The sequence below is a fragment of the Paenibacillus sp. WG02 genome, from assembly GCF_055396115.1.
Window position 1 is genome coordinate 3,607,000 of record NZ_AP036016.1, and the last position, 22,352, is coordinate 3,629,351.

Here is a 22,352-nt window from a genome sequence, read left to right on the forward strand (position 1 = left end):
ATCAGAGAGGAGCTGTCAGCACTTGAAATTTGCATCGTTGGATTCGCTGCTAAAACCAGTTCGAATGCGATTGTTAAAAGCAAAGGGACTGGATTATTTTATTCGCAGTTTGACAATGGGTTTAGAGCTTGCGTGCATGTGGATGGTGTGTGGACGGCTCTTCCTGGTTAGTGGATATCGGTACGGAGCGTTGATCAGCTTGGTATTAATCGTTGGGATCGGGCTCATTTGGTGGTTGTTACGTCGGCCTAACGATATGGATGCGGCAAGACTGCTTGATCAGCATGGGTTGGAAGATCGGATAGTAACAGCACTCATTCATCAGGATCAAACTTCATTGGTGGCCTCTCTTCAAAGGCAAGATGCCCTTGAGAAAGGGAATCTTTTTGTAGAGGAAAAGTTGAATAAGGTTGTCTCCATGAGGGTGCCTAGAAATAGGTGGTTGCCAGGAACTTGCGCGTTGATTGTATTGATTGTGTTGTTCCTTCTGCCTAATCCTAAAGATGCGATTCTACGAGATGCGGTAAAAGATAGAGCATGGGTAGAAGCGCAGAAACAACAGGTGGATGAGCTTGTTAAACAATTGGCATCAAAGCCGTCTCCGCTGCCGATCATGAAGCAGATGACGGATGATTTAAAAGAGTTGGAACGCAAATTAAGCCAAACGCCAACATCAGCCAAGGCTTTGGATGAATTGGAAAAATCGTTGAAGAAAATGGATACGCATATTGGGGATTTGGAAAAGCAAAAACAACGCTCGGAGCAGTGGGCAGAGTCGATGCAGCGAACCGAAGCGCTTCGTGAATTAGGCAAAGCACTCCAGCAGAAGAGTGCGGAGAGTATTGAGCGCGAGTCAGCGAAGCTTGGCGAGCAGGTGCAGAAGATGACGCCGCAGCAGAAGCAGCAGCTCGCCAGTGAGCTTGAGCGCCTCGCGGCCTCCGCTGCGGCAGCATCGCCGGAAGCTGAGCAGCAGCTTCGCGAGCAGCTAGGGCAGGCCGCTAGCGCGCTGCGAAGCGGCGAAGACGCTGGTGCTGCGCTGGCCAAGCTGCAAGCTGGGCTTGCAGCCGCGAGCAATGCGCAGCAGGCTCTAGCGCAGCAGCAGGCGCAGGCTGCTGAGGCCGCGGCAAGCCTCGCCGCGGGTGCGCTGCCGCAGGCGCGTGAGCTTGCTGCGAGCGGCGTGCAACCCGGGCAAGCGTGGGCGCCAGGCGGCCGCGCGGAGCAGCTTGCCGCGGCTGGCGCAGCTGCGCCTAGCGCTAGCGCGTCGCCGGCTGCGGGCGCAAGCCCGGGGCCAGGCGGTGCACCGGCAAGCGGCGGCAACGGCAGTGGCAGCCCTGGTGGTGCAACTGCAGGCGGCACCGGAGCCGGTGGCTCTGGTGCGGGCAGCGCAGGAGCGGGCGGAGCCGGCGGTGGCAGCGGCGCTGGTGGCACGCAGGGCGGCACCGGAACGGGCTCGCGCGGGCTCGTGGCGACGCCGCGCGAGCGTTCCGGGACCGGAGGCACGTACGTCGACGGCGGGCCAACGCGCGGCAGCGGCGGAGAAGTGAGCCAAGGAGGCTCAGCGCCAGCCTTGGACGGAGCTTCTCGGCCGTATGAAGATGTATATGCTGATTACGCGGCAGAGGCTTCTAGTGCGTTGAATCGTTCCGAACTTCCACAACATATGCAAAATTTAGTTAGAGACTATTTCCTTGAAATTCAGCCACAGCGTTAAAAGTGAACACATTGATGAAAGGGGGAGCAGCAGATGGTCGATTCGAAAGAGCAGTTAGATGCGTGGGGATCAGCAGTCAACCAGATGAAGGAGCAGATCGGCCGTGTTATCGTTGGCCAGCAAGAGGTTGTAGAGCAGTTGCTATGGTGCGTTTTGGCTGGAGGGCATGCTCTCATTGAAGGGATACCGGGTCTTGGCAAAACGATGCTTATCAAGACGATCGCAGATACCGTTGACCTTAGCTTTTCACGTATTCAATTTACTCCTGATTTGATGCCGGCGGATATAACGGGGACGAATGTCATTCAGTTCGGAACGAAAGGCGAGACGTCCTATAAATTTCAAAAAGGTCCTCTATTCGGCCATGTTGTGCTCGCAGATGAAATTAATCGTGCAACACCGAAGACTCAGAGTGCCCTCCTCGAGGCTATGCAGGAGAAAACAGTTACCGTTGGTTCAGAAACCTACGAGCTGCCATCTCCTTTTTTCGTCTTAGCTACGCAAAATCCGTTAGAGCAGGAAGGTACTTATCCGCTGCCGGAAGCACAGCTTGATCGGTTTCTTCTAAAAATTAACGTTAGCTATCCATCTAAAAATGAGTTGAAAGAAATTGTCCTGCGCACGACATCAGCTAAGCAGCAGCAGGCGGAGAAAGTAGCGGATGGCGCTCTTTTACGGGATATACAAATGGGTTTAAAAGAAATTCTCGTTGTTGAGGACGTACTTGATTATGCGGTGCAATTGCTGATGAATACGCATCCTGAAGAAGCGACAGCACCCGAAGAGGTCAAACAATTTATTCGTTTCGGCTCAGGTCCAAGGGGCGTTCAGTCTATGATAGCGGTAGCGAAAGCGAGGGCTTTCCTAGCGGGTCGTTTTCATGTTTCCAAACAAGATTTGCAAGTAGTAGCCGTTCCGGCATTGCGTCATCGCCTTTTTCTGAATTTTGAAGGTCAAGCTATGGGGATTTCACCTGATAAAATCATTCAAGCAATTATCAGTTCTATGGAGAATAGGCGATGAGCAGCGGAGCACATTTACTTGACCCTACACTTATGCGTCGACTGGATCAAATGAGCATAGCTGCAAAAAAGCGAATACGTGGGACGATGCAGGGGAAAAGGCGATCAAGGGATTTGGGGTCTTCCATGGAATTCGCGGATTACCGTATATACACACCTGGTGATGATACGCGGCAGCTGGATTGGCACGCTTTTGGTAGAACGGGTAAGCCGTTTATCAAGCTTTTTATGGATGAGCAGGAGCTGCAGGTAAATCTGTGGTTAGATGCATCCAAATCGATGGATTTTGGCAGAGGAGAGGGGGCGAATGCCCTTCGACTTTCCAAATGGGAGTATGCCAAACAGCTGGCGGCAGGTATTGGTTATCTGTCATTGAACCGTTTTGACCGTGTAAGCGCGGCTGCTTTTACTACACAGATGACCAAGCACCAGAAGCTGCTTCGTGGAAAAGGCAGCTCTTTAAGGCTTTTTGAATTCTTGGCTAGTTGTCAAACGGAGGGAGCCGGAGATATTGGGGCCGTTTTTCGAAATCCCTCTATTCTACCGCGGCAAGCGGGGATGACATGGTTATTTTCGGATTTTTTGTATGAGCAGGGCATTGAAGAATCGTTAAAGTATTTGCTTGCTGCGAAGCAAGAAGTGGTTGCTGTCCAAGTCCTTGCCCCTGAAGAGCTTGACCCTAAACTTACAGGAGAGCTCCGGTTAATTGACAGTGAATCTGGGGCAGCCAGGGAAGTGGCGATGAGTAGCAAAGTGCTGCAAACCTACAGAGAAGCTGCCTTGCAATATACACAAACGCTTAGGGCATTTTGTTATGAACGGGGTATCACTTATTTGCTTGCCGTAACCAATGTTTCTCCGGGTGATTTTCTACTTGGTGAGCTTCGTCGCAGCGGGTTGGTTCGTTGATATCAAGTTGCGTTATGCCTATTAGTGCTGCGCAATCTCAATCCCGCGTCCACGTCGAGCTTGCCAAAAGCACCATCCATAAATAAGCATGAAAACAAGAATCAGGATGGTCGAGTAACGATACATCAGCGCATAACTCCCGCTTATGTTTGCGATAGCTCCCAAAACCATCGCCCCTAGCCCTATGCCGAGATCATTGGCCGAGAAGAAGGTTCCGTTGGCTGCACCGCGGCGATTCGGCGCAGCGCGTGCAATGGTCCAGGCCTGAAGCGCCGGCTGCAAGGATCCGAAACCTATGCCATAGCAAATCGCTGCTGCGGCCAAGCTAGCTTCTGAGTGAGCATATGAAAGAAGCAGGAGTCCTGCAAGGGTAAAGAGAGCACCGGGCAGGAGCACCCATTCGGGTCCTTTTCGATCAAACAGCATACCCGTTATGGGTCTAACTATAAGCACCATGGAGGCATTGCATAGGAAAAACCAACCGACATTCGAAATGCCGGCTTCGTGGCCGAACAACGTAATAAAGGTCACAATTCCTCCATAACAAATTGCTGTAAATAGCAATAAAATGGAGGGAAGCAATGCGGTTCGTTCCCACAAGCGATCCATAAGATTCGGCCTTATAGCCGACTTTTCAACTGGCAGCGGTTTGGTGTAGGTGATAAAAAGAGAACTAAACAAGGAAAGCAGTGCTAATAAGGTTGAGATTAAAAGAACGCGGGGGAAGCCATAGGAATGCATCAACCATAGGCCAGTAAGCGGTGCAAGTGCCATTGCAAACGTGTTGGACAACCCGTAATAGCCCATACCTTCTCCGCGGCGCTCGGATGGAATGATGTCGGCTATAACAGTGCCTAAGGAAGTTGTGGACATCCCCCAACCGATCCCATGAACAAAGCGGGCAGCAAGAATAAGCGTAACCGCAGCCATATATGAGTATCCGGCAATCGTTAGCGCACAGATCGCAAGTCCAACCAGAAGCACATGCTTTCTTCCGAACAAATCAAGTGCTCGCCCAGCAAAAGGGCGGGTAAGCAGTGAAGAAATCGTGAAAATGCCAATGACGAGACCGACTTGAACGTCATTTCCGCCTAACTGCGACACATGTGTAGGTATCGTTGGTATTAGCATTTGAAAACTAAAGAAAAGCAATAAGTTGGATAGCGAGGTAATCAGAAAAGCTTTGGTCCAAAGCGGTTTTCTCTTCTTTTCATCTACAAATAACGGTTCCATGTTACCTCCCATGTTGTCCATAAGCCAACCTGTTTGACAGAGGAAAAACGGGTTGGACGCGTAGTAGTATGCCCATGCTAAAGAATTTGAACGCAAGATAAAGCGAGGTCGTTCGCTCTTGGAAAGGTGAGTGCTCATGCAATTCGCATCGTTAAGCGGGCTATGGTTCTCGCTTTCAATCCCCTTTATCTTGGTGCTTTATTTGTTAAAACGCCGTTATATCGATACAGAAGTATCTAGCCATATGCTCTGGCGCCGTATTCTTCGCGAGCAGGAGGCCAATCGGCCATGGCAGCGTCTGACCCGACAATTATTACTCCTGCTGCAGCTGCTTGCAGCGTCCATACTTGTGCTTGCTTTGATGCAGCCCTTTATCCGTGGCCAACAGACGGCGAAATCACATATTTTTTTCGTCCTAGATGCTTCAGCAAGTATGCAAACATCATCCGAACGAGGAACAAGGATAGAAGAAGCGAAGCAAGACATCTTAACTTTCGCGCGCGAAGAAGCCCAGAACAGCAGCTATTCGCTTTTAATCATGAAGGATCAACCAGAATTGCTTCTGCAACGGGAATCAAATCTGTCTTCTTTACAAGCCGCTTTGAATAAAGTTGCTCCCTTTTACGGCAAAACGAATGTAAGGGAAGCTTTATCCCTAACCTCCGCGCTAACGCGGGAAGAACTTGATGGGGAAGTACGTATTTATACGGACGGCCAGTGGGTGGAAAACGCCGAAGGGATTACCTTTTCAATTCCAGTCAGTATTCAAGAGCCTGGGATTCAGAGACGAACAGGTGATGAAATCACCAACCCTCCAGAGAATGTGGCAATTACGCAATTCGGTGTTAAAGAAATTCAGGATTCGGCGGAATATAAGGCTGTTGCTGTTGTGAAGAATTGGGGAACTGTAAGTATTTTGGTAAAAGCAACACTTCACGCGGATTCGAAAGAAATTCGTACGGATTCCCTGAACCTTAAGGGCGGTGAGCAAAAGTCAATCTATGTGGATAAGCTGCCACGGGCTGATGTCTACAAGCTGCAGCTTGATGGAAAAGATGTATTGGAAGCTGATAATACGGCTTATGCCTTTCCTGAAGGGACTGGCCGAATCCAAGCAGCTTATGTTGGAGAAGGCAACCTTTTCTTAGAAAAAGCACTCATTTTGGCAAAGACGGATATTCTCCATATTCAAAAAAACAATGACGGAACTTACCCGCCACCTCTGGGGCTTGAGCCAGACCTAATTATTGTTGATGGTGTGACCGAATCGACTTTAAAATCGGATGTTTGGCAGCGCCTGCTTGCATCCAAACCTGTGTGGCGGTTTGCGCCCTCCTCAAAGTCTGACTTAGAGCCTCAGCAAACCATTTCAGCATCACCGTTTTCGATATCGGATCATCCCATCTCGCGTTACATTCATCTGCAGGACGTGAATGTTGCTCAGGCTCAGACTAGAGTGCTAAAACCATGGGAGAAAGCTATCATTTCGTCAGCGTCCGTTCCGCTTGTTCTAGCAGGTACAGAAGAAGGTATACCTAATCTGACATTTACGTTCTCGCTTGAGCAATCAGATCTGACACTGCGTTCGGAATTCCCCATTCTCGTTCAAAATGCTGTTGCCTGGTTGACTCAGCACCATGGTGGCAATCTTGGCCGGCTTACTGCAGGGGATCGAAAAGAAATTGTTCTTCATCCAGAAGCGACGAAAGCGATTTGGAAAGCAACCATGGAAGGTGTAAACGAGGAAGAGGCAGAGCGAAATGGAGACCAGCTTTCCAGTATGCAAACTGCGCCTAAGCTTCCGGGTCTTTATGAATTTGTTGAATACAATGCTGGTGGTAATAAGGTACAGACTCGTCTACTTGAAGTTGTCATGGATCCCAGGGAATCTAATGTGAATGGGAAAATAGAAAACAAGCTGGTTTTCAATCCAGGTAGTGGAGTCGATGCCGGTGTAGATCGAAGTAAAGATATCTTACTAAACAATACGATGTTAATTCCTTGGCTTATCGTGATCTTGCTTATTCTGCTAGTACTGGAATGGGAGGTGTATCGACGTGGGCATTCAATTTGAACACTTGCCCGTCTTACTGTTGATTCTATTTCTTCCTTTTTATCTGGGTTGGCTGTGGAAAGGGTTGCACCGTCTACAAGGTGGACGAAAAAAGCTCGTAGTTTCTCTGCGAGCCTCCGTATTCATTCTTCTGATCTTCACCCTTGCGGAAACCCAACTAACTACAAGGCTAAATCACAAAAGTATCGTGTTCACGATAGATCGATCTGATAGTGTGAAGGAAGATAAGAAGGAAGCTCAGTGGATTCGCGAAGCTGTCAAAGCTCGTTCTTCCGAGAAGGACGAAGCGGGTGTTGTTTCGATGGGACTTAAAGCTTCCATAGAGAAGAACTTGGATGCTAGAGAGATGAATGGATTTCAATTTACTGCCCAAACGAACACACAATTTTCCGATATAGCCTCGGGTTTGCAGCTAGCTTCTGGTCAACTTACGAACGGAAAATCCGGCCGCATTATTTTGATGTCGGATGGCGAAGAAAATGTGGGTGACGTTTTGCGTCAAGGTAAATTACTGCGAGACCGCGGTATCCAAGTAGATGTCGTCCCTCTCGCTGCCAAAGAGCGCAAAGACGCCTCGATTGAAGCCGTTCGTGTTCCTGATAAATTATATCAAGCAGAAGCCTATACGTTGGAGGTAGTCATCCGTTCTACAGGATCAGGGGCGGCTCAATTACGGGTTTTTGAGGACAATCGCGAAATGACCGCTGGGTCGGTTCAACTGAATAAGGGGGAGAATAGATTCGCCTTTCAATCACTCGCCAAGGAACCGGGCTTTCATCGGTATCGAGCGGAAGTGTATTTGGAAGGAGACGAGCAATCAGCCAATAATGCGCATTACGCATTTAGTAAAGTAGAGGGTCCTCCGAAAGTACTTATTGTTGAGGGGAAAGCAGGTATTTCCAAAAATGTGGAGGGGGCACTGCAGTCCGCACTTATCCCTTTTGAAACGATAGCACCTGAGCTGCTTTCCAATGATTTTGTAACGTATACCGGTTATGAAAGTATCATTTTAAATAATGTAGCCGCTACTCAAATTCCGCAATTGAAAATGGAAATGATAGAACAGGCTGTCCGAGATTACAGCGTAGGGTTGGTCATGCTTGGGGGAGATAACAGCTATGGATTAGGAGGATATTTCAAAACGCCGATCGAGCGTGCGCTTCCTGTGTACATGGACCTACGCGGGAAGCGGGAGATACCGTCATTAGGCATTGTGCTTGTAATGGATAAATCGGGCAGTATGTCAGGTGAAAAAATGAAGCTGGCTCAGGAAGCCGCGTCACGAACAGTCGACTTACTCAGAGATAAAGATACGCTTGGGATACTTGGATTTGATTCATCCCCTCAGTGGTATGTGGAACCGCAGAAGCTAACGGACAAAACAGGCGTCATCCAAAAGATTAACGCGATACCCGCGGATGGCGGAACGGAGATTTACACAGCTGTGGAGCAAGCATACGCTAAGCTTTCCAAGGTGGAGGCCCAGCGAAAGCATATTATTTTGTTAACGGATGGACAGTCCTCCACGACTCAAAGCTACGAAGCATTGACCACCGATATGCAAAAAGAAAATATCACGATGTCCACTGTTGCCATCGGAACCGATGCGGATCAATTGCTGTTGAAGCAGCTAGCTGATTTGGCGAAGGGAAGGTATTATGCGGCTGTAGATCAGACGACAATCCCGGCGATTTTTAGCCGAGAAGCTGTTCTGATATCACGTACCTACGTAGTTAATCAGCCTTTCGTACCGGCCTTAGCTGGAGGAGCTGACTGGCATAGCTTTTTGGGGAAAGGGCTGCCTTCGCTTAACGGATATATTGCTACGACCCCTAAAGAGGCTGCTGAAGTAGTACTGACAAGCTCTGAACCTGATCCAATTCTTGCAAGATGGCAGTATGGTTCTGGGCGATCAGTCGCCTGGACAAGCGATATGACAGGAGCATGGTCAGCGAATTGGGTAACGTGGCCTGCATTTTCACAAGTGCTTACTGGCATGATAAAGTGGACGTTTCCGCAGTTTCAGTCGTCTCCACTTGAGCTTAACGGACATTTGGCAGGTCAAGAGTTGACCTTAGAAGCCAAAAATGGAACTAACACACTTGACGGTTCACATGGTGAACAAGGGGAGCTTAGAGCTATCGTTACGGATGAATCTCTTGGCTCGCAGGAGATTCAATTTACATCTACAGCACCTGGCGAATATTCAGCACAGTTATCTGTGGATAAGTCTGGCGTTTATATCGCCAAGACGGAACTGCTTGCAGCCGGCAGCGAAGAGGGGACCGAGAAGCGGGTTATCGGCAGCTCAACTTCCGGCTTCGTGATCCCATATTCACCGGAATATCGGATCACGGACGGACAGGGCCTGAACAAGCTCCAGCAGCTTGCTGAGCTTACTGGCGGCCGGATGCTCTCGCTAGAGCATCCGGAGGAAGCCTTCGCCTTCGCTTCTGCCGCGCAGAAGCGACTAACCCCCATCAGCGAGTACCTGCTGATGGCGGCGCTCGCGCTGCTGCTGATGGACATCGCAGCGCGGCGCTTGGCCCTGCCGCCCGGCCTGTGGGCCCGGGCGTTCGCTTGGAGGCGGGCCGCTCGGCGGGCTCGCCACAACAGGCGGAGACGCCGCTGGCGCGTCTCCGCGAGCGCAAGCAGCTTGCGGAGCACAAGCTGCAGCGCAAGATCGAGCGCTCTGCCGCAGGCAGCGCTCCGCACACGGCCGTGGCTGCGCCGCCGCGGCCTGCCGAGGAGCAGCGCGAAGCTGCTCCGGAGCCTTTACCCCCGGCGGCGAGTAGTGCGCCGCCGGACAGCATGGGCCGTTTGCTCGAAGCCAAACGGCGAGGGCGCAAATAGCGCAAAACACCTAGCAATTTCTTGCCAGGTACGATAAACTATTTGTTGAAGGGTGTCGAAGTTGATCCCTTATTGACAAGTGAATTAGGAGGGGATTTGATTGGCTAGAAATAGCTACTCCATTGGTATCCTATTAATTGGCCTGGCCGCCCTATTGCTTCTTGGTAAATTAGGTTTTTTCCATGTTCTTCTTTCGTTCTTCTGGCCGCTAGTTTTACTCATTCCTGGGCTGCTGTTCCACGTATTCTTTTTTAACCGATCAATGCCAGCAGGCGTTCTTGTGCCTGGAGGTATATTATCGACTTATGCATTAATGTTCTTTTACTGCAACATATTTGGATGGGGTTCCATGAGCTATCTATGGTCGGGATTTATTCTTGGTGTAGCCATTGGATTGTATGAGATGCACCTGTTTGATCGTGGAAGTGATCGAGGTGTTTGGATAGGTGCAATGGTGCTGGGAATTATTTCAGCTGTGTTTTTCGGGTTAACTCTACTAATTCATCTAGGGATCTATGTAATCGCTTTGATCCTTGTGGTGGCTGGACTTGTCATGATGTTCCGCAAGCGTAGTGTGTGGTAATTTCGAGCATTTCCTTGTAAAAGTTTTATGTAGAGCGGCATTTACCTTGCATAATGTCGAGAAACTGCGTATAATAAGTGTAAATGTCAAGCGTCGGCGCTTTCGTCCGACGCTTGTTTTATGAACAGAGACGAAAATTATAGGGTAGAGAGGGTTTGACATTCATGCACGCAAGAGACAAGATTCGCAATATTGCAATTATCGCACACGTTGACCACGGTAAAACGACACTCGTAGATAAATTACTTCAACAATCCGGTACATTCCGCGAGAACGAGGCTGTTCAAGAGAGAGCGATGGACTCCAACGATCTCGAGAGAGAACGCGGTATTACCATTCTTGCAAAAAATACAGCAATTAATTATAAAGATTACCTGATCAACATTGTGGATACACCTGGACATGCCGATTTCGGTGGTGAAGTAGAGCGTATCATGAAAATGGTAGACGGCGTTTTGTTGGTTGTTGATGCTTTCGAAGGCACAATGCCGCAAACGAAGTTCGTTCTACGTAAGGCACTGGAAAGCAACCTTTCTCCGGTTGTTGTTGTTAACAAAATTGACCGTCCGAATGCGCGTCCTCAAGAAGTTGTCGACGAAGTTCTTGACCTTTTCATTGAATTAGGTGCTACGGATGAGCAGCTTGATTTCCACGTTGTATATGCTTCCGCCTTGCAAGGTACTTCAAGTCTTGACCCTGAGAAGCAAGATGCCAACATGGAAGCTATTTATGAAACAGTTGTCAGCCACATTCCAGCTCCAACGGAAGATGTTGATCAACCGCTTCAATTCCTTGTGACATTGATGGATTACAATGAGTACTTAGGTCGTATCGGCGTAGGCCGTGTGAACCGTGGTAAAATTCGTCAAGGTCAAACCGTTGCGGTTATGACGCGTGAAGGCGGACAGAAGCAAGCAAGAATCGAGAAGCTTTTCGGTTTCACAGGCTTGAAACGTATTGAAATCGAAGAAGCAGCTGCAGGGGACATTATTGCTATTGCAGGGATCAAAGATATCAACATTGGTGAAACGGTAGCAGATCCTGCGAATCCGGAAGCATTGCCAGTCTTGAAAATTGATGAGCCAACACTGCAAATGACATTTATCGTAAATAACTCACCATTCGCAGGACGTGAAGGGAAATGGGTAACTTCCCGTAAAATTCGCGAGCGTCTTTACAAAGAGCTTGAAACAGACGTAAGCTTGCGCGTTGAAGATACAGATAGCCCGGATGCTTTCGTAGTATCTGGCCGCGGTGAGCTTCACTTAGGTATTTTGATTGAAAACATGCGCCGTGAAGGCTTTGAATTGCAAGTTTCCAAACCAGAAGTTATCATTCGTCAAATAGATGGTCAAAAAATGGAGCCGATTGAGCGTTTAATCATCGACGTTCCAGAGGATAGCATGGGTTCCGTTATGGAGAGCTTAGGTTCCCGTAAAGCGGAGATGGTCAACATGATCAACAACGGCAGCGGTAACGTTCGTCTTGAGTTCTTAATTCCTGCACGTGGTTTGATCGGTTACAGAACGAACTTCTTAACGTTAACTCGTGGTTACGGTATTATGAACCATGCTTTCGACAGCTATGGTCCGTACCAAGGAGCTGGTGTTGGCGGACGTCATGAAGGCGTACTAGTTTCCAGCGAATCAGGCGTATCTACTTTATACGGAATTCTTTCCGTTGAAGATCGCGGTATCTTGTTCGTTCATCCACAAACGGAAGTTTACGAAGGAATGGTCGTTGGTGAGCATACGCGCGACAATGATATCATCGTTAACATCTGTAAGGAAAAAGCGGTAAACAACATTCGTTCCGCGAACAAAGAAGAAACAGTCAAAATGAAAACTCCTCGCATGTACTCTTTGGAGCAAGCACTTGAGTATTTGAACGATGATGAATATTGCGAAATCACGCCGAAATCCGTTCGTATTCGCAAAAAGATTTTGAACAAAAGCGAGCGCGAGCGTGCGGAGAAACACCGCAAAACAGCTGAAGCTAACGTTTAATTCACAAAGTGTTCTAAATATGGGAAATGTGGGCTACCCTGCCGCATTTCCCTTTATTTATTTAACATTTTGAGGGATAATGGTAATTGACTTTACTTTTTGAATGAAATGGAGTGTATGTTTTGACTGCCTTGAACGAGTGGTTTGGAAATCACCTGTACATCACTTATCTGTTAATCTTTATATTTATGTCCTATGTGTATAACAAAGTTTTCCGGACGCGGAAATTGCCGGTTCTTAAGACAGCTGTCATCTATGCGCTGCTAGCCATTGGTTCAGTTATGCTGCTTGTTTTTCAAATTGTAGGACTGCCTATCGTGCTCTGCCTGTCTGTTGCCATAGCGTTAATGTTTCTTGTTCGAATTCGGTATTTCATTGAGAAAAGAAGCGGCAATAGACCAACATAATGCACGATGTTAGTTTAGCTAAAGCAAAACTCAAGTTAAGCTTACGAAGCAAGTTTTCTCACGAAAACTCTTAGGAGGGGCGAATGACTCGATACTGGTTAACTCCGATTGCAGGCTATTCTCCTCTAGTGTTGGGAGCTGATCGCATCGAATGCTCTCCACTCACCAAGTTGGAAGCTTTCCGTGAATTGGCAAGTAGGAGACACCCCAGATTGCTATCCATGTTTAAAGCTAGTCTGCTGTTAAGCGACGACGAAGAGATATGTGGTTCTGAGCTCGTAGAGCTTGATTTATCGCATTCTGAGGCCGTTGTGTTTGATGGCGACCCCTTTCATCTATCGCATTGTGCAGAAGCCTTCCTAGACCGTCTCCTGAAGCGTACGGAAGCTTGGGACTTCGTGTCATCGTTGGATGACAGCGCTTTAGATGCACAGCAAATTATTTGGAAGAATCAATGGCTTCGTTGGCTGGAAGTAGGCTGCGATGTTATTTTACTTAGAGAGGACGGGCGTTAAATGAAACTGCAAGACGCCTTTTTTAATTGGCTGCAAATGCATATTGTAAGTCAAGCAAGACCGGATGACGAAGCGGCCAAAGAGACGCTTGATTTTTTTGCGCTTATATTGCGCGAAGATCATGGGGTTAGTCACTTGGAAATTGTGGACGAATCGGATCGGATGAAAATACACATCGCTTACGAACAAGAAGGCAACAAGTGTAAACAAAGTTTTGATCGTGAATCGGCGGAAAAGCTGCTTGATGATATTAACTCGAATCCGATTTACAATAATCAATAGACGTTCATGTTTGACGACATAACTTTTTTTAACCGACGTACACTAAGGTATACCTGTCTGAAAAAGGAGTGTTCGCATGAGGCGAAAATAGATACATAAGGGTGGAACGCTTGCCACCGGCTATGCTATACTGTAAGTGTAAGGAGCGTTTTCAACCACCTAGTAGGAGGCGCAAACGATATGGCTGAACACAACACAGCTTTACCGAAGCAATGGATAGATCGCGCCCAAATGATGACCGAGCCTGAATATGAGAAAACTTGTGTAAGCCGAGTAACTGTGAATCCAGCCGGCCGAGTTTTTGATGCGATAAAAAAAGCCTAGATCTGCGTATGCAGTCAGGCTTTTTGTTATCTTCCGTGGTTTATGGGTTCGGCATATCCGCCGGATTCGTACCATTAGGTCCTGCATTGTTTGGCGTATTGCGAATATCACGCGGCAGTTGAGGCATTACTCGCCCTATGATGTCTGCCATTTGCTCTGCGAATCCAGTAACTGGTCTTCCTGCTTGAACGTTATCCCGAATGTTGCGCAAACGTTGATCCAAGTCCAAATCTGCAGTAACAATGGCATTGACTCCGTATGGATCTTTCTTGAGCGCTTCAGCTACCGAATACTTGGCGGTGCCGACTTGGGCTCGATCCAAATCTTTCTTAATGTTGATGCCGACAACGGCTGTATTACCGAAGACGACGCAGTGCGCGCTTTCAACCTGAGGGACGCTGGTGGCTAGGTTTTCCAAACGTTCTGCAACAGCCTTGGAATCTTTTATCTCGAGCTTTTGTGGGGCGATTTGTTGAACTTTTACTTGATTTTGATTCGGACTTTGAGAGGGGGCACCACTTTTCGGCGCTTGACTACAGCCAACCGCGAGGGTCAGTATTACTATAAAAACGCACAATAGTCTCACTTGAATCGTTCCTTTCTTTCCTGAATCTCGCGTTTAGTTTGTCCAGCACAGCTAGGTTGTATGTATTTAATATAACCAATGATCTAACGCCAAATCTGGGAGGGGACACACCAATGAAAAAAATTTACGTGTTGGATACCAATGTTCTGCTTCAGGACCCTAATGCTTTATTCGCGTTCGAAGATAATGAAGTAGTCATACCCGCCGTGGTGTTGGAGGAAATCGATTCGAAGAAACGAAATGCGGATGAAATAGGCCGTAATGCGAGACATGTTTCGAGATTGCTGGATGGACTAAGAACCAAAGGCAACTTGTCCGATGGCATCACACTCGAGCATGGCGGCAGCATTAAAGTGGAACTCAATCATCGCAGCTTCGCGAAGCTGCAGGATACGTTTGCAGAATTAACGAATGATAACCGAATTCTCGCGGTCGCGCTCAACTATCATTTGGAAGAGCAGGATAATGAGTATCCGAGACCTGTCGTTATCGTGAGTAAAGATACATTAGTTCGGATTAAAGCAGATGTCCTTGGCATACCTGCACAGGATTATTTAACAGATCGCATTGTTGCACAAACGGATATGTACACCGGATATATAACGTTATACGTACATCCTTCTATCATTGATGAGTTTTATTCTTATCGATTCTTGACTGTGACCTCGCTGAATTTGGGCTATATGCTGCATCCTCACGAATTTGTCATTTTGCGGGATGAGCTGGGTTCTTCCAAATCAGCTTTACTGAAAGTGACGCCCGATGCCAAAAAGCTGGAGCCGCTCTTCATGAGTAACGATCCCATCTGGGGGATTGCCGCGCGCAACGCGCAGCAACGAATGGCTCTTGAGCTCCTGCTCAATGACGAAATCCCGCTCGTCACCCTGACTGGGAAAGCGGGTACAGGTAAAACGCTGCTCACATTAGCTGCAGGCCTAATGAAGATTGAGGATGACCGTAAATATAAAAAACTGCTAATTGCTCGACCTGTTGTTCCAATGGGCAAGGATATTGGTTATCTGCCTGGTGAAAAAGATGAGAAGCTGCGTCCTTGGATGCAACCGATCTATGATAATTTGGAATATTTATTTGATACCAAAAAACCGGGAGACATTGAAAAAATACTAGCAGGTCTTGGCAGTATTCAAGTCGAAGCACTGACGTACATTCGCGGACGCTCGATTCCTGGCCAATTCATCATCATTGATGAGGCGCAGAACTTATCCAAGCATGAGGTGAAAACGATTGTTTCCCGTGTGGGAGAGGGCAGTAAAATTGTTCTCCTAGGTGATCCAGACCAAATCGATCATCCTTATCTCGATGCCTCGAGTAATGGTTTAACTTACGTGGTAGAACGATTCAAGCAGGAAGGTATTAGTGGGCATATCACGTTGGAACGTGGTGAACGCTCGCATCTGGCGCAACTAGCAGCCGATCTGCTCTGAAAAATTCAAAAAGCCCACACTCCCGATACGGGGATGTGGGCTTTTTGGCGTGATCTAAGGCAGTATCTCGATACGGCATCGATAAGCTTTGGCAATACCTTGCATGAGCTCTTCAAGCTGCCGATCCACGACGTATACAGTGCGATCCTGAGCCTGATACTGGGCGAGGAGGTGCTCTTCGATTTGAAGGGCAGCTTGATCGATTTCGGCTTGAGGGCTGTCTGCTGTAAAGCGGAATTGTACGACAAGCTTATCGTATAAATAATTGTGCTCTGCGCGGCTTGTGAAGCCGTAATCGCTGAAGAGATCCGTCAATTCAGCGTCATCCGGCAGCAGCCGCAGCTGCATCAGGTTCGTTTCAATATTGAAATGAGCCATAACATCAAGTGCAGCAAGCTGTTGTTCTTCATTGCTGACAATAAGCATTTCTTTGTCGCGGTCAAATAAGTCAACTTTACCTGCGAGAGATTTAACGATTTGCGCGTAAAATCCAGGTATTTTTCCTTCGGGCAGATCCATCATTAGACCAATTTTGGGTTCCATTCGTAGTCCTCACTTTACTTCGTTATCCTCTGCTACTTTACAGGGATAATTTAAGTTTTACAACAGCGATGCCATTCTTCGTCTCTACACTTACGACATCGAGATAATTAACAATTTTTTTCGGGACGAAACCAAGCTGGAATTCTTTCATAAAGTCTTCAATTGTCGTATCAGGCAGTTGGAAGCCATTGAATTCAAGTTTATCCACATGAAAGAGGACTTCATTCATGTCGGGATGTTCCTTTAACAAAAACATTCCTTCCAGCGCGATTTGCACATGATCTTTTTTACCTTTTGCAATGATTGATCCATCGGCAAATTCAAAATTCAAATTCTGCAACAGTTCATTTTTTGAATGTATGTAAGTATTGAAATCCTTATCACTAATCGTTATGACCGGATTTTTGATAGAAGATAAGTCCATAAATTTATTACTTTCTTTGGTGACATACTGTGGCAGTTCTCGGAAAGCCGATGATAAACTATTCAAGTATTCGCGGAATAAAGGGATGCCTTCTTGTTTCCATTGGTCATTTAAGCTTTTTATTTGGGCTTCTATGACTTGTGCTTGTGTGCTGACGGCTAGTTGTTTGTCCAGCTCTTCTTGGAGCTTTACGAGTCTTTCACGCTGTGTGAGGAATTTCTCTTTCGTTTTCTGGAGCTCGACGCGAGATGAATCAAGTTCGGTTCGCAGGCTTTTCAATTTATTAAACGATTCGGTGAAAGCAGATAAGGCGCGATGATCATTCGTTATAATCATTTGAAGATACTCGAACATTCGCAATGCATCCGTAAAGGAACTAACGGTAAACAGCAGCATCCAGATCGAATCTCGATCCCCTGTATAGTAAGCTCTCAGCACTTTTCCGGCATGTTTTCGGGTGCTATCAACATTGCTGTTCTGCTTGATGATATCTTGTTCATTTTGTTTGATTTGGGCAACGATGTTGGCATCTTGTTCATTTAATCGGGCCACTTCTTTGTCGATTTCGAAAATAGTAAGCCCTTTTTGGACGAGATCTTTGGCTTCGTCTTGCGTAGGGGTCTTTTCTTCGGCTGAGATTGTAGGAAGCGGCAGTGTTATTTGAGTTAGCAATAAAATGGACAACATCATAGCTACGAATTTATATGTCATTGAATGAATTCTCCCCCTAAGAACAGATTATCATATTTCTATTAAATGAAGCACAAAAAAATACTTACCTCTGGGGAAAAGGTAAGTATTGGGCCTTACATCTATTTTTTTGCCGGTGTAATTAATTTAAGGATCTCATCAAAGTTTTTAACGTTTTTCGGTACTTCCTTCGTTAATGGAGAAGCTTGATTGATAGCGTCATAGGTTTGGTGAATGAGGATATGGTTATCCTGCGCTTTGCCGTCTAGTGTGATGGTGAAGCCTACATCAATTGTTTGGTCACGGATAAAACCAGTGTCATCAATGGCTACAACCATTTTACCCGGAGCTTTGAGCTGCAAGAGATTTGCTTGATTTTTTTTGAATTCTTCGGCTTTATCAGCAGTAAGGAATCCATTGTTTTGCAACTGGCTAATAAACTCTGGAACCTTAGTTTGCATCAGTGTATTCAATTCTTTTTCATTTTTACTGGTAAGTTCAACGCTGATGGATTTGGCAGAAGATCCGTCTTTCAGCTTAACTGGTTCTTTGGCTTCTTTATACCATTTTGGATCAATCCCGCTAAATATTAGATTTCCAAGTGTGGTGGACAGTTGAGAAGTGTTTTTCAAAGTATCTAAAGTTAAAGGACTAGTGCTGTTCTGACTCATTTTTTGTAAATCGATTGCATAATACTCGTCAGCTGTTTTATTTAATGCTGGCATATTAAAATACAATTTGCTATCTTTAATGAGAATTGGAATCTCAAAAGGGGATGTTGAGCCCTTAGGCGTTATTTTTAAGTCCGTCTGGAACTGGAGTGGCTCCACATTGCTAATGCCCTTCCAATCGATTGTGCTTTCTCTGACCAAAGATAACAGCCCGTTCGTTAATGGGTTGGACGATTTCATCAATCCATCGCTTAAGGCTAATGTGGTGCTCCCATCAAAGGTGTAAGACTTCATTTCTTTTTGTTTGTTTAGTGATTGTTCGAGTGCTTCTTTGATCTTCGTGTTGTCTGTACAAGCTGTCAACGATACTAGGCTGATCGCCGTTACCGCTGTTAAGGTAATCCACTTCTTTGACATGCTTTGCTGTCTCTCCTTCCATAAATCCTTCTTCATTATAATGGTTTCCGTAGGTTTTGTCTGTAACTAAAGAATTGGAGGTTTCTTCATTGAATCATCAGCTCGGACACCCAGGTGTTGTGAAAGCCTTGAGAGAGGCTATTCAGTCAGCAGAATTTCAAGCTATCTCATTCAGGGATTATATGGAAATTTGTCTTTACAGTGAACCGTTTGGCTACTATCGCAATGAGAGACCGAAAATCGGTAAACAAGGAGATTTCTATACAAGCTCCTCTATTGGTTCAGTAATGGGGGAAATGGTTGCATCATTTATTTGTATACAGCTGTATAATGATCATTCTCCTCATACAGAAGCCGTTCATATCGTTGAATGGGGAGGGGGGAACGGGCGAATGGCTCTTCACATCATGGGCGAAATAAAGCGAACTGAACCTGCCATTTATGCTCGATTAATCTATACAATCATTGAATCTAGTGCTTATCATCGTCAGCAGCAGCGAACACTGCTTGAAGAGCACGCCCAAATTATTCGATTCGCAAGTGAATCAGAATGGTTCTCTCAGACCCCGCAAGATCAGGTTTATGTACTTGCGAATGAACTGCTGGATGCTTTCCCAATCCACCGAATTCGTTATAAAGATATGCTTTTCCAAGAGTCTTATGTGAAATGGCAAGAGGAGGAACAAATTTTTCAAGAAATTTGGCGGCCTGTCAGCTCCCACCGAATATTAGACTTCCTAGAACGTTCCAAGGTTCAATGGTTGGATGGTCAAATAGGAGAGATAAACCTTGAAGCTGAGAGTTGGGTCTCGCGTGTAGCTGAGCGGATCCAAAGCGGGAGCTGTCTAATCATAGATTATGGCGATACAGCAGAAGAACTATTCGCTCCTTACCGTTACAATGGAACATTAATGTGCTATCGCAATCACCAAGCTCAAGATAATCCATTCATGCATCAGGGTGAGCAGGATATGACATCTCATATTAATTTTAGTTCATGCCAATTAACTGCAAGTGAGAGCGGCTTTACTCATTGCAAACTTCAAACACAACGGGAGTTTCTGGTGGAGCAAGGGATTTTGCAAAGGCTTCAAGACCACTATGATCCGAATCCTTTCAGTGAAGTGTCAAAGCGTAACCGCTCAATTAGGCAGCTGCTGCTAAGCGACCAAATGAGTGAGCTATTCAAAGTATTCATCGCAAGCAAACAATCTCTACACAATGAAAAAAAGGTGAGCCGCTGAGTAACAGTCGGTTCACCTTTTTGCTTGTTGTTATTGTTGTGGGGTTTAGACAGACATTTTGAAAAATGACCAATACGTAAATCCGCTGAAGGAAATAATCATATATCCCCAGAACAACAATATGTAAGTTCGTTCTGACAAGCGCATATAGCCTAGAATGACGAATACGGCAGTTTGAAAAAAGAAAATCAGAGACATAGGTATCATATCGCCAGCTAAGCTCATTAGTGCGATAACAAGTGTCCAAAAACCTAGAACCCGAAACATGCGATCCATTCTCGTAACATCCCCCTCTCATACCACGTTGCACTTTAACTACAACACATTATACCGTTTGGAATGAACGGTGTAAACCGTCAAACAGTGACGAAATTCAAAACATTTCATCAGATAGTAGTAGTATGTCTTTTTATCCGGATCCCATGTATGAGTGATAAAAAATTTGGCAATACCATTTAGTATCAAATAGATTCTATGAACTCTAGTACGGGCATAGAAATAATAATAATGGCACGAATCAATTTATCCCAGCTCTCTACGAATTGATTCTTATTATGATGCATCCCCAATAGGAGAGACTTTGATCTCAGGGCCAAAGATCCCACAGAGGAGAGACTTTGCTCTCAGGGCCAAAGATCCCACAGAGGAGAGACTTTGATCTACGACCAAAGATCCCTATATTATGTCAGGAGGTTCGACCATATGTCAGCAATTAGACAAGATGCTTGGAGCGATGAAGACGACTTAATCTTAGCGGAGGTGACACTGCGTCACATACGAGAGGGAAGTACACAATTATCTGCATTCGAAGAGGTTGGAGAGCGCATTGGGCGCACAGCGGCGGCATGTGGATTCCGTTGGAACAGTTTTGTAAGGAAAAAATATGAAGCAGCTATACAGATTGCCAAAGCACAGCGTCAAAAAAGAACGCAGCTCAAAAAGCATGCGGCTGTCTCGATCTCCGGTTCTTCTTCCGTTGGATTGCTGGATGGTCCTGAGTTGTCGACTGGAAAAATAGAGACATTCACGGAAGAAACATTATCGATTGATGCTGTGATCCGGTTTCTGAGACAATGGAGAAACACGTACCAAGATATGAATCGTCATATTAAAAGTTTGGAAAAAGAACTGCAAGACAAAGAGGACGAACTAGATAGACTAGGCAGAGAAAACAACAAGCTGAATAAGCAAGTTAATGAAGTGGAAACTGATTATCGTGTTGTGAATGATGATTACAAAGCGTTGATTCAAATTATGGATCGTGCTAGGAAAATGGCCTTCCTGGTTGAAGAAGAGGAAGAAGAGAAGCCGCGGTTCAAGATGGACGCGAATGGTAACCTAGAAAGAGTAGAATGAGTTGCCGACCGTCCTTACATATAGAAGCTTCAGAACAAGGAGAACCCTTGGACTGGGGCTTTTTTGTTGTATAATGAGAATGTTATGTAAAGGGGGAAACGAGATGCGCATCATGATTGTTGGTGCTGGCTCCTTAGGGTTGCTATTCGCTGCCAAGTTAGCTGCTATATGTGAACATATGACCGTCATTGCAAGATCAAAAGAACAAGCAGATGAGTTAGCTCATAAGGGAATTGAATTGGTTGGAGCTGCCGAGCTAGTTAGGACTACTCGTGGCGGGGTCATAAATTTTCACTACTATATAGAAGAAGTAGAAACGACTAATTCAGCTTTACATGATTTGGATTACATATTTCTTATGGTCAAACAGCCTGCCATTACACAAGAACTAATAAACAAATTGAAGTCTCAAATGTCTAAAGACACTTATTTAATAAGCTTCCAGAATGGAATTGGGCACGAAGTGAGATTAGGTGAGGAGCTTGGGCGGGAGCGCTTATTGTTCGCTGTAACGACAGAAGGGGCTAGACGTGAGGGCTTAACAGCCGTTACTCATACAGGACATGGTGTCACTTATATAGGAAATAGGGGAGATTCGAATCATTTTGTAAATTCAACACATATTTTGTTTGTTAAGATGCTTGAGAAGGCAGGATTTCAAACAATGATGTCGAAGAACATGGATGTAAGGATTTGGAGCAAGTTGACGATAAATGCAGTAATTAATCCGCTTACAGCAATTTTGCGTGTAAAGAACGGAGATTTGCTGCTTTCACCATGGACGCGCTCACTTATGAATAGCCTTTATCAAGAAACTCGTATGGTGGCGACTGCCAAAGGGATTATCCTGCCTGATGAACTATGGGACACGCTGCTTAGCGTTTGTGAAGCCACAAGCTTAAATCATTCTTCTATGCTTCAGGATATTGAACATTCCAGACGAACTGAGATCGATCATATTAATGGAAGTCTAGTAAAAATGGCAAACGAATTAAATCTTCAGATTCCGACGCACCAAACTGTGTACCAATTAGTGAAAGCCCTAGAATAAGCAGGT

The 22,352-nt window shown here is 46.1% G+C and carries 21 protein-coding genes; 15 read left to right on the forward strand and 6 right to left on the reverse strand.

Annotation, left to right across the window (positions count from 1 at the left end):
• The first annotated feature begins 22 nt into the window (after positions 1-22).
• The 3 genes from ACBP55_RS15960 to ACBP55_RS15970 are packed head-to-tail and all read left to right on the forward strand — an operon-like array spanning position 23 to position 3,642.
• A complete protein-coding gene (locus ACBP55_RS15960) occupies positions 23-1,711 on the forward strand; it encodes a hypothetical protein (RefSeq protein WP_464652751.1) in 1,689 nt (562 codons plus the stop codon).
• Positions 1,712-1,744: 33 nt separating this feature from the next.
• Positions 1,745-2,734: an AAA family ATPase gene (locus tag ACBP55_RS15965; protein ID WP_464652752.1), complete on the forward strand. Its 990-nt coding sequence runs from the start codon at positions 1,745-1,747 to the stop codon at positions 2,732-2,734.
• The gene (locus ACBP55_RS15970) at positions 2,731-3,642 is read left to right on the forward strand and encodes a DUF58 domain-containing protein (RefSeq protein WP_029195912.1); all 912 of its coding nucleotides are present in this window, start codon (positions 2,731-2,733) and stop codon (positions 3,640-3,642) included. The genes ACBP55_RS15965 and ACBP55_RS15970 overlap by 4 nt, the downstream gene beginning before the upstream one ends.
• Before the next feature lie 21 nt (positions 3,643-3,663).
• On the opposite strand, the gene ACBP55_RS15975 is transcribed toward ACBP55_RS15970, so the two are convergent.
• Positions 3,664-4,875, reverse strand: coding sequence for an MFS transporter (locus tag ACBP55_RS15975; RefSeq protein WP_464652753.1), 1,212 nt, complete (start codon positions 4,873-4,875; stop codon positions 3,664-3,666).
• Between the two features lie 136 nt (positions 4,876-5,011).
• On the opposite strand from ACBP55_RS15975, the gene ACBP55_RS15980 reads away from it, so the two are divergent.
• The 8 genes from ACBP55_RS15980 (at position 5,012) to ACBP55_RS16015 (ending at position 13,919) form a co-directional block, all read left to right on the forward strand.
• Positions 5,012-6,949: a vWA domain-containing protein gene (locus ACBP55_RS15980; protein ID WP_464652754.1), complete on the forward strand. Its 1,938-nt coding sequence runs from the start codon at positions 5,012-5,014 to the stop codon at positions 6,947-6,949.
• Positions 6,933-9,839, forward strand: coding sequence for a VWA domain-containing protein (locus ACBP55_RS15985; RefSeq protein ID WP_464652755.1), 2,907 nt, complete (start codon positions 6,933-6,935; stop codon positions 9,837-9,839). Before ACBP55_RS15980 ends, ACBP55_RS15985 begins: the two co-directional genes overlap by 17 nt.
• Positions 9,840-9,902: 63 nt before the next feature.
• Complete coding sequence (locus ACBP55_RS15990; protein ID WP_464652756.1) at positions 9,903-10,385, forward strand: hypothetical protein; 483 nt, start codon at positions 9,903-9,905, stop codon at positions 10,383-10,385.
• Between the two features lie 164 nt (positions 10,386-10,549).
• Entirely contained in the window at positions 10,550-12,391 is a 1,842-nt protein-coding gene (typA, locus tag ACBP55_RS15995) for a translational GTPase TypA (RefSeq protein ID WP_464652757.1), read from the forward strand.
• A gap of 131 nt (positions 12,392-12,522) precedes the next feature.
• Entirely contained in the window at positions 12,523-12,798 is a 276-nt protein-coding gene (locus tag ACBP55_RS16000) for a YlaH-like family protein (protein ID WP_464653328.1), read from the forward strand.
• An 83-nt stretch (positions 12,799-12,881) separates the two neighbouring features.
• A complete protein-coding gene (locus ACBP55_RS16005) occupies positions 12,882-13,313 on the forward strand; it encodes a hypothetical protein (RefSeq protein WP_464652758.1) in 432 nt (143 codons plus the stop codon).
• Positions 13,314-13,595, forward strand: coding sequence for a hypothetical protein (locus tag ACBP55_RS16010; protein WP_029195920.1), 282 nt, complete (start codon positions 13,314-13,316; stop codon positions 13,593-13,595).
• Between the two features lie 180 nt (positions 13,596-13,775).
• Positions 13,776-13,919, forward strand: a complete 144-nt coding sequence (locus tag ACBP55_RS16015) for a hypothetical protein (protein WP_154669585.1) — start codon at positions 13,776-13,778, stop codon at positions 13,917-13,919.
• A gap of 40 nt (positions 13,920-13,959) precedes the next feature.
• On the opposite strand, the gene ACBP55_RS16020 is transcribed toward ACBP55_RS16015, so the two are convergent.
• Positions 13,960-14,505 (reverse strand): YhcN/YlaJ family sporulation lipoprotein, encoded by a 546-nt coding sequence (locus tag ACBP55_RS16020; RefSeq protein WP_464652759.1) that lies wholly within the window; start codon positions 14,503-14,505, stop codon positions 13,960-13,962.
• A 113-nt stretch (positions 14,506-14,618) separates the two neighbouring features.
• On the opposite strand from ACBP55_RS16020, the gene ACBP55_RS16025 reads away from it, so the two are divergent.
• The gene (locus ACBP55_RS16025) at positions 14,619-15,950 is read left to right on the forward strand and encodes a PhoH family protein (RefSeq protein WP_464652760.1); all 1,332 of its coding nucleotides are present in this window, start codon (positions 14,619-14,621) and stop codon (positions 15,948-15,950) included.
• Between the two features lie 54 nt (positions 15,951-16,004).
• On the opposite strand, the gene ACBP55_RS16030 is transcribed toward ACBP55_RS16025, so the two are convergent.
• From ACBP55_RS16030 to ACBP55_RS16040, 3 genes are all read right to left on the reverse strand, one after another.
• On the reverse strand, positions 16,005-16,493 hold the full coding sequence (locus tag ACBP55_RS16030) for a hypothetical protein (RefSeq protein WP_464652761.1): 489 nt from the start codon (positions 16,491-16,493) through the stop codon (positions 16,005-16,007).
• Positions 16,494-16,530: 37 nt separating this feature from the next.
• Entirely contained in the window at positions 16,531-17,628 is a 1,098-nt protein-coding gene (locus tag ACBP55_RS16035) for a coiled-coil domain-containing protein (RefSeq protein ID WP_464652762.1), read from the reverse strand.
• Positions 17,629-17,729: 101 nt separating this feature from the next.
• A complete protein-coding gene (locus ACBP55_RS16040) occupies positions 17,730-18,695 on the reverse strand; it encodes a hypothetical protein (protein WP_464652763.1) in 966 nt (321 codons plus the stop codon).
• An 89-nt stretch (positions 18,696-18,784) separates the two neighbouring features.
• On the opposite strand from ACBP55_RS16040, the gene ACBP55_RS16045 reads away from it, so the two are divergent.
• Positions 18,785-19,939 carry a class I SAM-dependent methyltransferase gene (locus ACBP55_RS16045; RefSeq protein WP_464652764.1) on the forward strand — a complete coding sequence of 385 codons (1,155 nt, stop codon included), beginning with the start codon at positions 18,785-18,787 and terminating at the stop codon, positions 19,937-19,939.
• Positions 19,940-19,984: 45 nt separating this feature from the next.
• Here ACBP55_RS16045 and ACBP55_RS16050 read toward each other — a convergent pair whose 3' ends face one another.
• On the reverse strand, positions 19,985-20,215 hold the full coding sequence (locus ACBP55_RS16050; protein ID WP_029196536.1) for a DUF2626 domain-containing protein: 231 nt from the start codon (positions 20,213-20,215) through the stop codon (positions 19,985-19,987).
• A 426-nt stretch (positions 20,216-20,641) separates the two neighbouring features.
• On the opposite strand from ACBP55_RS16050, the gene ACBP55_RS16055 reads away from it, so the two are divergent.
• Both ACBP55_RS16055 and ACBP55_RS16060 read left to right on the forward strand, forming a co-directional pair.
• A complete protein-coding gene (locus tag ACBP55_RS16055; RefSeq protein WP_029196535.1) occupies positions 20,642-21,295 on the forward strand; it encodes an RsfA family transcriptional regulator in 654 nt (217 codons plus the stop codon).
• Between the two features lie 103 nt (positions 21,296-21,398).
• On the forward strand, positions 21,399-22,346 hold the full coding sequence (locus tag ACBP55_RS16060) for a ketopantoate reductase family protein (protein WP_464652765.1): 948 nt from the start codon (positions 21,399-21,401) through the stop codon (positions 22,344-22,346).
• The last annotated feature ends 6 nt before the right edge of the window (positions 22,347-22,352 follow it).